This is a genomic window from Metabacillus sp. B2-18, assembly GCF_021117275.1.
GTDB lineage: Bacteria > Bacillota > Bacilli > Bacillales > Bacillaceae > Metabacillus.
Genome location: NZ_CP088245.1, coordinates 1,252,837 through 1,264,481, shown reverse-complemented (window position 1 = coordinate 1,264,481; position 11,645 = coordinate 1,252,837). Strand labels below are relative to the sequence as shown.

The window sequence follows — 11,645 nt, the reverse complement described above, 5'->3', positions numbered from 1 at the left end:
GAGTTTCAGCAATTGAACATTATATACAATTTTGTAAGCTGAATCTATTTAATAGATCCTGCTGCAATACCTTTGATAATGTGTTTTTGTAGGAAAAGGAAGAACACAATAACTGGTGCAATACCTAGTACTAATGCTGCTAATCCCATGTCCCATTGTTTTGTATATTGTGCGAAGAAAGAGCTTGTTGCTAAAGGAATTGTTCTTAAGCTTGCATCTTGTAACACAAGTAATGGAAGTAAATAATCATTCCAGATCCACAATGTGTTGAGAATAATAACAGTTACAGTGATTGGTTTTAATAATGGGAATACAATTCTCCAAAACACACCAAACTGTGTACAACCATCAATACTTGCGGATTCCTCAATCTCAAGTGGAATTGTTTTCACAAAACCATGATATAAGAACAGTGATAATGAAACTCCAAATCCAAAGTACATGATCACAATTCCAGGGATACTGTTCATGATTCCAAGCGTTCCACCCAATTTCATTAATGGAATCATAACCGTTTGGAACGGAATAACCATTGCTGAGACAAAGAAGATAAATAAAATTTTACTTAACTTCCCGGGTGTTCTAACCATTTTCCAAGCTGCCATAGAACTAATCACAACAATTCCAGCAATACTAAACACAGTAATGATTAAAGAGTTAAGAAATGCATCTTGGAAGCTAATAACTTCCCATACTTTCGCATAGTTACTAAATAATATTTCCTTTGGTAACGCTGCTGCGTCAATTAAAATTTCCGAAAAGCCTTTAACTGAGTTAATCGCTACGAAGTAAAACGGTATAAGAAAAACTAGGCCGAGCATAATTCCCAGAACTTCTAATACGAATGTTCCTTTTGTATAGCCTCTATTCATTATGCTTCAACCTCCTTCTTCTTTGTGAATGTTACTTGTAGCGTTGTAAACACGGCTACAACGATAAAGAATAGAATGGATTTCGCTGTACCTAATCCATATCGATTGTTCATAAATGCTTCTTGGTAAATATTAATCGCAACAGATTCTGTAGAGTTAAATGGACCGCCACCTGTTAAGGAAAGGTTTAAGTCAAATATTTTAAATGCCATGGAGATTGTTAAGAAGAAACAAATCGTAAAGGCAGGTAAAATTAAAGGAACAATAACGTTTTTAAGAATAGACCAGTTTGATGCTCCATCCATTCTTGCTGCTTCTAATAAAGAAGTATCAACACCTTGAAGTGCTGCAATATAGATAACCATCATATAACCGCTGATTTGCCAAGCGAATACGATGACAATTCCCCAAAACGCTGTTGCCTCATCACCTAACCAAGGTAATTGGAAGAATTTAATTCCTGTCATATTCCCGATAGATGCGAAACCTTTAACGAAGATAAACTGCCAGATAAACCCTAGTAGTAATCCACCGATAACGTTCGGGATGAAGAATACGGTTCTTAAAATATTCTTCGTTTTTAATGCTGCATTTAATAGTAACGCTAGTCCAAATCCTAATAGATTACTAATGATAACCGCAGCAAACATAAACTTTGTTGTAAATAGGAATGAATTAAAAAACTTTTTGTCATCAGTAAAGATTGTAATATAGTTTTGTAATCCTACCCATTCAACATTAGAACTTACCCCATTCCATGAAGTAAACGAATAATAAACCCCCATTATAAACGGGATAATTTGAATCAAAATAAAGAATAAAAGTGCAGGTCCCACGAATGCTGCGTAGCCTAAAGCTTTTTTCATTCTTGTTTTTCGTTTTGCCTGTAATGCTTGATTTACATAACTTTCTTTTGCAGCCAATTCATTAGTATTTATTTTGGCACTCACTTCATCATCACCACCTAGTTGCTTTTGTAACCGCTTGCTTAATCCAAGTATAAAGCGTTTTCATTTTTATTACGATAAACTCAATTGACTAAAAAGGTGCACTTTTTTGACCTTTGTGTGACCTTTATACTAAGGTGTACTGTAAACCGTTAAAAAAAAGTACAACTAAACTTACCTTTCCCTTCTTTCTTCCTGTTAAATTAAGACCATCCACTTTAACCATATCTCGTGTTCATTTTACTTGCGTTGAAGACCGCTGCTAAATATCGATATATATTTCTCCTTTTCCTACATAATGAGATAAAAAAAGGAAAACATATAAACCAACTCGTTAATTAAAGAGAGGTATTTATTTAACATGACAAACTCTCTCCAGCAACACCCCAAGGAAAAACGCATCTCTACAGATCTAAAGGAAAATGTTCAAAACATCGAGAAAGAGTTTGGGAAAACCAATGACCTTTCCGTTCGTCAGTTGAACCAACCACAAAATGGTACAAACATAGCAATCATTCATCTCAGTGGAATCGTAGATGCAAAAAGTTTGAATGAACATATAATAGAGCCCATTATTGAGTTAGTGAAAACTAGTAATAATCAATTATCACCAAGTGACCTTGAAGGATCTATCTTTAATACTTTAGAAGTCTCAGACATTTCTTTCGCAACTGATTGGGAGAAGCTTCTTTCATCAATATTAATTGGTGATACAGTCATACTTTTAGATAATATTCCAAAAGCTATTATAGCTGGTACCCAGAAGATTGAGTCACGTTCAATTACAGAACCTACTAGTCAAACTGTCATACGAGGTCCTAAAGATAGTTTTAATGAAAACATTCGCCAAAATATATCCCTCATTCGTGGTAGGATTCAGAATTCAAACATGAGAATTTGGAATTCAAAAGTTGGAACTATCACAAAAACTGAAGTAGCTGTTATGTATCTTGAAGGAGTTACCGAAAAAAAATATGTGGATGAGATTGTTAAACGGATAGAATCCATTGATATTGATGGAGTACTAGAATCAAACTATATAGAAGAGCTTATTCAAGATCATAAAAAAACACTTTTCCCATTATTACTTAATACAGAACGTCCAGATGTTGTTGTTGCCAATTTGTTAGAAGGAAAAATTGCCATATTTATTCATGGTACTCCCTTTGTCCTTATATGCCCTATAACATTTATACAATTTTTTCAATCACCAGAGGATTATTATAATAATTACGTCTATAGTACTTTTCTAAGATTGCTACGCGTAGGAGCCTTTCTTGTTAATATGTATGCAACTGCCATTTATCTGGCCCTAATCACTCACCATCAAGGGTTAATTCCTACAACTTTACTTGTTTCAATTATGGCACAAAGAGAGAGAATCCCTTTTCCGGCTGTCATTGAAATTCTTATGATGGAAGTTGCCTTTGAGGTTTTAAGAGAAGCTGGAATACGTATGCCTCGAGCAATCGGCCCTGCTGTTTCAATAGTTGGTGCGCTTATACTGGGACAAGCTGCAGTTGAAGCTGGATTTGTGTCAGCCGCTGTTGTTATTATTGTTGCTACTTCTGCTATTAGCAGTTTTACATTGCCAAATACAAGTATTGTTAATGTTGCTCGCGGGTTACGATTCTTTTTATTATTCAGCTCAGCTTTTATCGGGTTATTTGGGGTTCTTTTAATGAGCTTGGCTATCTTACTGCATCTTTGCAGTTTACGATCCTTTGGAATTTCTTATCTCACTCCATATGCTCCATTTAGTTTAAAAGAACAAAAAGATAGTTTATTTCGATTTTCCTTCCCTGTTTTACGAAGAAAATCATCTTCTAAAAAGAACTAGTTAAGAAAGAGGCTATTATGAAGAACATAACATTCATGATATTGCTATGTTTACTCCTAACAAGTTGCTCAAACTATAAAGAACTAAATGAAATAGGACTTATTACCTCTCTAGGAATTGACATTCCAAAGAATCAAGAAAGTGGGATCCGTGTCACACATCAGGTTATTAATCCTAGCCCATTGTCAAATAATACTGGAAATACCTCAGGTTTATCACTTGTTAATTACACTGTTGAGGGAGATTCACTTATTGATACTTACCGTAAATCTTCCGCCATTATCCCCAGAGAGAGCGTTGTTTCACATCTTTCACTTGTTGTCATTAGTGAAGAGCAAGCTAAAAAAGGGATTGCTACACTTTTGGATGCATTTGAACGAGGTAAGCAGGCTCGATCCAACATTCCAGTTTTCATTGCTAGAGGATCAACGGCAGAAGAATTACTTGCATTAATAGAGCCAATAGAATCCAATCCTGCTAAAAGTATTATTAGTACAAGTGAAAACAACAAAAAGATGTATGGTGTAGCAGAATTAGTTCCGATGTATGAAGTGATCGCCAGCCTTTCAAGTGAGGGGCGTGATATTATGCTGACAGGTATTAGTCATACTAAAAAGGAAATAGTTGATAATCAAACTGAAAATTTAGAGAAGATTGATCCAACAGTTATGCAGGTGGACGGTATTGCGTTATTCAAAAAGGATAGGCTTGTCCAATGGTTGGATGGTCCGTTGGCAAGGACTGCACAATTAATCTTGTCTGAAGCAAAAAGTTCAACTTTCCCTCTTCCCTGTGAGGCTAACACTGAAAAGAATAACAAGCAGATAACCCTAATCACACGTGGAAATAAGACCAAGCTATCAACAGAAGTGAAAAATGGCGAGATTATCTTACAGGTTAATATGTTACTAAGAAGCGAAATAAGTGAAACAACTTGTAACTTAAATTTAAAAGATTCCAAAACCTTAGAAAAGTTTGAAAATATTTTTGTTAAAGAAGTTACATCTCAGATCAAGCAGGTATTTGAAGTGACACAAAAACATGGAGCAGACGTATTCGGCTTTGGAGAGAAATTATCAAAGTCAAATCCAACCTATTGGAAAGAACATAAAAATAATTGGAACCAACTTTTTTCTAATGCCGCTCTTTCTATTAATGTTAAGGCAAATATTGATAATACGGGCATGCGGGTTAATTCTTATGAACTTAAATGAAGGGTATGAGAACTAAATTATGCAAAAAATACAAATTAATCATGTCCAGTTATTTTGTACAATGGTTTTATTTTTATTTGGCACTGCAATTTTATTAGATATCGGAAGTGGAGCAAAACAAGATGCTTGGATCGTTACGCTCATTTCACCTCTATTCGGCATTTTATTATTTAGTTTGTATTTTTTCATCTATCGAAAATACCCCGATAAACCATTAACTTCCTATATTCAAGTTATATGGGGAAAGTACATAGGATCGATTGTTAGTTTCCTTTATATCCTATACTTTATTTACATAGCATCAAGAGTTTTACGTGATTTCGAAGAGCTCCTTGTTGTTTCAGCATATTTTCGTACTTCTATCATTACAATTGGAATCTGTATCACCTTTGTGTTAATTTATGCAGTGAGTTTAGGCTTTGAGGTCATTTCGAGGGTTGCTATTATTTGTTTTGGAATCATTGTTATTTTCTTTTTTATTTTAGATTCTATGTTCGTATTAGGAGGTTATTTACATTTCGAAAATGTACTTCCTGTGTTAAGTGAGGGATGGAAACCTATCTTTAAAGAAATATTTCCTCTTAACATTACAGTACCATACGGAGAGCTTATCACTTTTACAATGATTTTCCCATATCTTAAAGATAGTAAAAAAGGATTTAAGTATGGAATAGTAGCAATTATATTATGTGGCTTATATTTTACAATTAGTGCTCTTCAGTTTATCTTTGTATTAGGGCCAGATGTTATTATTCGCTCTTCATTTCCTGCACTTACAGCAGTTGCTTATATTGATATTGGTGATTTTGTTCAGAGATTAGACACACTTGTGATTATTTTAATGGTTATTCTAGGTTTTATTAAAATAGCCGTTTTCTTCTATTGTGCAGTATTAGGGATCAATCAAGTTTTTTCTATCACTCCACACCCTTTTATTAATTGCTTTGTTGGTGGGATGATCTTACTTTTTTCCTTAGTTATCACGCAAAGCTATCAAGGTCATATAGAAGAAGGGTTAAATATTGTACCTTACTATATTCATCTTCCCTTTCAAATTATCATACCTATTATGCTGTTACTCACCATTGTTATTAAAGAAAAAGTGTTAAAAAGGAGTAGTTAACTTCTTGTTTTTTTAGGTTTAACATAGGAATACAATTGAGTGAAAAAGACAAGTAAAAAGATAAAAATCATAAAATAATCTTCGCCGATAAATGAATTAACTTGATTAACTATGATGTTCCATATTAAAAAAAACCCTTTTCCTTGAACATAATCTAATATCATAATAAAAAAAACACCACTGCACATTAAAAGAGATAAAACAAAAAAAGTTTTCATACTTATCACCCACTCATATTCGTTATTACTATTAGAATGAACAGGTTTTATTATATTATGTCTATTAATTCAATTAGGGCTAAAACCTCATTGATAACAACAGCAATATACCTAGCTAAAGATAATAGATACCTAGGTATATTGCTTTTATAAACTTTTACTTTATTGTATGACTTGCCACCAGGTCTTGATCATCTGTTGGATCATACACTTCAAAGATACTATACCTTGGCTTCTCAGTAGTTACATTCTTTAATTCATTTTCTAGCTGAGGAAATAGCACTTCATGAGCTTTTTCAGCAAGTTCCTTTGTATCCCAGTAATTAAGCGCTTTGTATTCACCATGTGGATCATCAAAAAAATAAACATTTCCTCTAAATCCATATAAATTCCTGCTTATTTTATCAAACTTTTTTGTTAACTCTTCTGCAACCTTTCTTTGATTCGTTCCTAGTTTATATTGAATAAGTCGGGCATAGTACATATTTTTTGCTCCCTTCAGAAAAACTCACTTACTTGATATATTTCATAATGTACAACTGCTTACCAAAAACGCAAAAAATAAATCTTTATTAAAATATATGATTATATTTTAATAATTATTGGCAATAATAATTAGAAAGTAAATCATAACCCATTAATGATATTTACTTATAGAAAAGCTTGGCTTGTCGCCAAGCCCTAATGGCGAAAGCCTTAGCTTTTCTTATACTATCATCCTTAAAATTTTCTGCTTTCTGATAGTATAAAAAGAAAAAAGACGTTAAAACAGACATTTGTTTTAACGTCTTTTTTCTATATTATGTTCAAGAATTAAACCTGCTCCAACCATTTCAATTCTTCCTTAGTTAAAACAATCTTTGCTCCCTCATAGCACGATTGTAATTCTTCTGCATTTTGAGCACCAATAAGAGCACATGTAGGAAAAGGTTGATTAAGTACATAAGCAAGAGCAATTTGTATCGTACTAACTCCCTTTTCCTTAGCCATAACTTCAGCACGACGTAATCGTTCCCAGTTCTCATCGTTATAAAAAACCCGAACAAGATCCTCATTACTTCGATCTTCAGGACTGTATCGACCTGTGAAAAATCCCCTTGCTTGTGATGACCAAGAGAGAAGTGGAATTTGATGCTCTTCATGCCATAGACAGTCAGCTGAATCCGCTGAAACACATCCTGCCCAAAACGGTTCATTTGGTTTTGCTAAACTTAAATTAGGACTGCTAAACGTAAAACCAACTAAACCGTTTTTGGCTGCATATTCATTTGCTTCCTGTAACCGTTGTGTTGTCCAATTGGATCCACCGATTGCCTTTATTCGCCCTTCGTTTATATGCTCATTCAATGCATCCATAATAATACTTACTGGTACTGCTGGATCATCACGGTGCAGAGCATATAAATCGATGTAATCTGTTTTTAATCGTTCTAGACTTTCAAAAAGGTCTTTAGCGATTGCTTCAGGATTCACACGAGGACCGTTTAGGTCATGATGTGCACCTTTAGTCAAGATAACAATATCTTCTCGATTATCACGTTCTTCCATCCACATGCCAATCGCTACTTCACTTTCGCCTCCACAATAAATATGTGCTGTATCAATTGTGTTACCACCGATCGCAACATATTGATCAAGAACACGACAAACTTTTTCATATACTTCTGGTTTAAAATAATCTGAGCCTTGAATTAGTGTTGTTATCGGCTTATTTAAGCCTGGAATTCCAATCGTCTTCATCAAATGTCCCCCTTTTTATAATTCAACACGACGACGTTCTTTTGCTGAGGTTAAACAAGCATCAATCACTTTCATATTTAATACTGCATCATGCGAAGGAAATGGTAATGCCTCACCGTTTCGAATACTTCTTCCCATTGCATCAGCTTGAAGGGCATATTGATTTAAATAAGGCACCTCAAGCTCTCTTTTTCCATCATTCGAGTGAACAATAATATGATCTTGTTCATTTTGATGTGTTATAAATGCTGATGGAAGCTCGATACGGCCCTTTGTACCAAGAATTTCAAGTTCATTTCTAAAAGCGGCCCACATTCCACAATCAAATGTTAAAGCGACACCTTTATCAAATTCCAAAATACCCGATGCCATCATATCAACATCATCATGCTTCTCAGAAAAAAATGCATGAACAGTTGCTGCTTTAGGCTCTTCATTCAAAATCATTCTCGCAGCACTAACGGGGTAAACACCAACATCATATAATGAACCTCCACCCCATTCCTTTTTATAACGAACATTTCCACTATCATTTGCATTATTAAAGGTAAACGTTCCATGAATACTCCGAATTTCACCAATTTCACCAGAGCCAATTAATTCGTTTATAAGCTTATAACGTGGATGATAACGATACATAAATGCTTCTGCAAAAATGACACCAGCTCTTTCACAAGCAGTTACCATTTCTTCCGCTTCATTTGCATTTAATGCTAAAGGCTTTTCACATAAAACATGCTTACCTGCTTCTGCTGCACGAATGGTCCACTCTTTATGTAAATGATTTGGAAGTGGGATGTAAACGGCTTCAATTTCAGGATCTTGGAGTAATTCCTCATAACTTCCATAAGCCTTAGGAATATTTAATTGTTCTGCCGTTTCTTTTGCTTTTTCCAATCCTCTGCTAGCAATAGCAACAACCTCACCTGTTTCTGATTGCTGAATACCTGGTATAACTGACCCTTTTGCTATATTTGCACTTCCGATAATTCCCCAACGAATTTTTTCCATTAACATTCTCTCCCTCTACCCTAAACTTAATATTATATTGTTATTATAAGAGACACATCTTAAAATAAAAATAGAATCATATTGCCCTTATAATAAAAGAATATTGTCCTGAAAGAGTGATGCAAATGCTAAGGCAATTTTTATTACCTACATTACAAAACAATGATTTTATAATTCTTCCTGAATCAATTGGCTGGTATTGGGATGAACCTGATCATGAAGTAAATCGCAAAGTTGGTACATTAAACAACTTTAGTATTCACTTTGTTTTATCAGGATCAGGGTATGTGGAAATAGACGGCAGTCCAGTAATGATCAAAAGGGGAGACGCTTTTTTGTATTTTCCAATGCAGGAACAGCGGTATTATAGTAGTAAACAAGATCCATGGAATATACGTTGGGTTCATTTTTACGGTGATGTACTTAATCAATTTCTCTCAAAAAAAGGGTTTCATCAACACTCACTCTGGACTCTTCAAAAATTGTCTATTCTTGAAAAAGCACACGATCAGCTATTAATTGAGGCAGAAAAAAACAGTTTTTTGCAGCTTTCAAGCTTGTCTACTTTTACATACACATTTTTAATGGAATTTGTAAGAAATGCTGCACCAAAAACAGCTGATCGCTCACAAGAACAGGATGATCGTATTCAAACTCTCTTGCCAAGTATGCAAAGAAGTGCTTGTGAACCATTTGATCTTGAGTACTGGGCTCATAACGCGGGTGTCAGCACATATTACTTTTGTCGATTATTTAAAAGAGCCACGCAAATGACACCGATGCAGTTTATCACCTTATGCCGTTTGCAAGCAAGTAAACAATGGCTGCTTGATCATAAAGAAATGACCATAAAAGACATTGCACAAAAAGTAGGTTATCCTAGTATTAGCTACTTTAATAAACGATTTATTGAGCAAGAAGGAATGACTCCTACTGAATATCGTAAATTGCATGACTATGAGATGAATAGTTAAGAAAAAGCACCACCCATAGTCCCTTCTTTAGGACAAACAGGTGGTGCTTTTTTCATGCGGATTGCTTATATTGATTGAACTTATCTCTAATGTTCTTTGAAGGTGCCGGTGTTACAATACTAACGAAATAACATGCTAGTAAACTCACAAAAAAGCCTGGAATCATTTCATAAATCGTTGCACTTAGACCCGGGATGTTAGTCCAAATAATTACAGTACATGCTCCAGCAATCATACCAGCAAGAGCTCCCCATTTATTCATTCTCTCCCAATATAAACTTAGTAAAATAACCGGACCAAAAGCTGAACCAAATCCAGCCCATGCATAACCTACTAAAGATAGAATTGTTCCACTTTTATTGTAGGCAATTACAACAGAAATAACGGAAACAATTAAAACTGATAATCGTCCAATAACCATTAATTCCTTATCAGTTGCCGAACGTCGGAAAAATGTCTTATACAAATCTTCTGTTAACGAGCTTGATGTAACTAAAAGTTGAGAAGAAATGGTACTCATAACAGCTGCTAACAAAGCAGCAAGTAGAAATCCTGTAATAATAGGATGAAATAATATACCACTTAATCCAATAAAAACTGTCTCAGGGTCTGAAAGATTAAGATCATTTTTCGAATAATAAGAAAGCCCTACGAACCCAGTAAACATAGCACCTACAACAGAAAAAATCATCCAGCCCATTCCTATACGTCTTGCCTTCTTTATCTCTTTTACAGATGAAATCGCCATAAATCGAACGATAACGTGTGGCTGCCCAAAGTAACCAAGCCCCCACGCGAATAAAGAAACAATTCCTAGGAAACTAGTACCCTTAAAAATATTAAAAAGAGACTCATCAATTGATTTTATTTCACTAAAAGAAGGACCAATCCCTCCTAATTCAATAATCGTCACTAGAGGAACAAGAATAAGGGCAATGATCATAATCAATCCCTGTACAAAGTCTGTCCAGCTTACTGCCAAGAATCCTCCGAATAATGTGTAGGATACAACCACTAAAGCAATGATCCAAAGTCCAACTGTATAGTCAAGATTGAATGTGGTTTCGAATAGCACCCCTCCAGAAACCATCCCTGAAGATACATAAAACGTAAAGAAGATAATGATAACTAATCCTGAAATAAGACGGAGCATTTTAGAGGTATCTCCAAACCTATTCTCCAAAAAAGAAGGAATTGTCATCGAGTCGTTAGCAGCCTCTGTGTACATTCTTAATCGAGGTGCCACATACAACCAGTTTGCATACGCACCAAGAGTCAAACCAATCACAATCCAAGAGGCACTTAATCCTTGTACATACATAGCTCCAGGAAGTCCCATAAGCAGCCATCCACTCATATCTCTGAGGCTCCAGCACTTAGAGCGGTAACAGCGGGACCTAAAGACCTTCCCCCTAACATATAATCTGATAAGTTAGCGGTCCGTTTATAGGCGTAATAACCAATTAGTAACATCCCAACCATATAGACAACAATGGAACCGAGTAACTGATAACTCATACTATTCCCTCTTTTCAAATAATTTTATTGAAAATAAAACCCTCGCTAGGCGAGGGTTAATTTCTCCTAAGCTTATATTTTCTTTTTCAAACACATAACTTTAAGATTTTATTATTTGATAATACTTTTTTCATAGCTATTACGTCAATAACTTTAGGCTCATGAAAGGGAAAAGTTTTAAAGAAACA

At 34.8% G+C, this 11,645-nt stretch carries 9 protein-coding genes and 1 pseudogene; 4 read left to right on the top strand and 6 right to left on the bottom strand.

Annotated features, from left to right (window positions below; translation table 11 throughout):
- Positions 1–44: 44 nt before the first annotated feature.
- Entirely contained in the window at positions 45–872 is an 828-nt protein-coding gene (locus tag LPC09_RS06340; RefSeq protein WP_231309239.1) for a carbohydrate ABC transporter permease, read from the bottom strand.
- Positions 872–1,738, bottom strand: coding sequence for a carbohydrate ABC transporter permease (locus LPC09_RS06335; protein ID WP_121664897.1), 867 nt, complete (start codon positions 1,736–1,738; stop codon positions 872–874). The genes LPC09_RS06340 and LPC09_RS06335 overlap by 1 nt, the downstream gene beginning before the upstream one ends.
- 442 nt (positions 1,739–2,180) lie before the next feature.
- On the opposite strand from LPC09_RS06335, the gene LPC09_RS06330 reads away from it, so the two are divergent.
- From LPC09_RS06330 to LPC09_RS06320, 3 genes are read left to right on the top strand one after another with little or no spacing between them, the layout of a single operon-like run.
- Positions 2,181–3,659 (top strand): spore germination protein, encoded by a 1,479-nt coding sequence (locus tag LPC09_RS06330; protein ID WP_231309238.1) that lies wholly within the window; start codon positions 2,181–2,183, stop codon positions 3,657–3,659.
- A gap of 17 nt (positions 3,660–3,676) precedes the next feature.
- Positions 3,677–4,873 carry a Ger(x)C family spore germination protein gene (locus tag LPC09_RS06325; RefSeq protein WP_231309237.1) on the top strand — a complete coding sequence of 399 codons (1,197 nt, stop codon included), beginning with the start codon at positions 3,677–3,679 and terminating at the stop codon, positions 4,871–4,873.
- A gap of 19 nt (positions 4,874–4,892) precedes the next feature.
- Entirely contained in the window at positions 4,893–5,996 is a 1,104-nt protein-coding gene (locus LPC09_RS06320) for a GerAB/ArcD/ProY family transporter (protein ID WP_231309236.1), read from the top strand.
- Positions 5,997–6,371: 375 nt separating this feature from the next.
- On the opposite strand, the gene LPC09_RS06315 is transcribed toward LPC09_RS06320, so the two are convergent.
- The 3 genes from LPC09_RS06315 to LPC09_RS06305 all read right to left on the bottom strand — a co-directional run bounded on the left by LPC09_RS06315 (position 6,372) and on the right by LPC09_RS06305 (position 8,971).
- Positions 6,372–6,698 carry a hypothetical protein gene (locus tag LPC09_RS06315; protein ID WP_231309235.1) on the bottom strand — a complete coding sequence of 109 codons (327 nt, stop codon included), beginning with the start codon at positions 6,696–6,698 and terminating at the stop codon, positions 6,372–6,374.
- 329 nt (positions 6,699–7,027) lie between these two features.
- Entirely contained in the window at positions 7,028–7,954 is a 927-nt protein-coding gene (locus LPC09_RS06310; protein WP_231309234.1) for an aldo/keto reductase, read from the bottom strand.
- A gap of 15 nt (positions 7,955–7,969) precedes the next feature.
- The gene (locus LPC09_RS06305) at positions 7,970–8,971 is read right to left on the bottom strand and encodes a Gfo/Idh/MocA family protein (RefSeq protein WP_231309233.1); all 1,002 of its coding nucleotides are present in this window, start codon (positions 8,969–8,971) and stop codon (positions 7,970–7,972) included.
- 119 nt (positions 8,972–9,090) lie between these two features.
- Between LPC09_RS06305 and LPC09_RS06300 the strand changes: the two genes are divergently transcribed.
- Entirely contained in the window at positions 9,091–9,939 is an 849-nt protein-coding gene (locus LPC09_RS06300; protein WP_231309232.1) for an AraC family transcriptional regulator, read from the top strand.
- 52 nt (positions 9,940–9,991) lie between these two features.
- Here LPC09_RS06300 and putP read toward each other — a convergent pair.
- A pseudogene (gene putP / locus LPC09_RS06295) lies at positions 9,992–11,457 on the bottom strand (sodium/proline symporter PutP).
- Between the last annotated feature and the right edge of the window lie 188 nt (positions 11,458–11,645).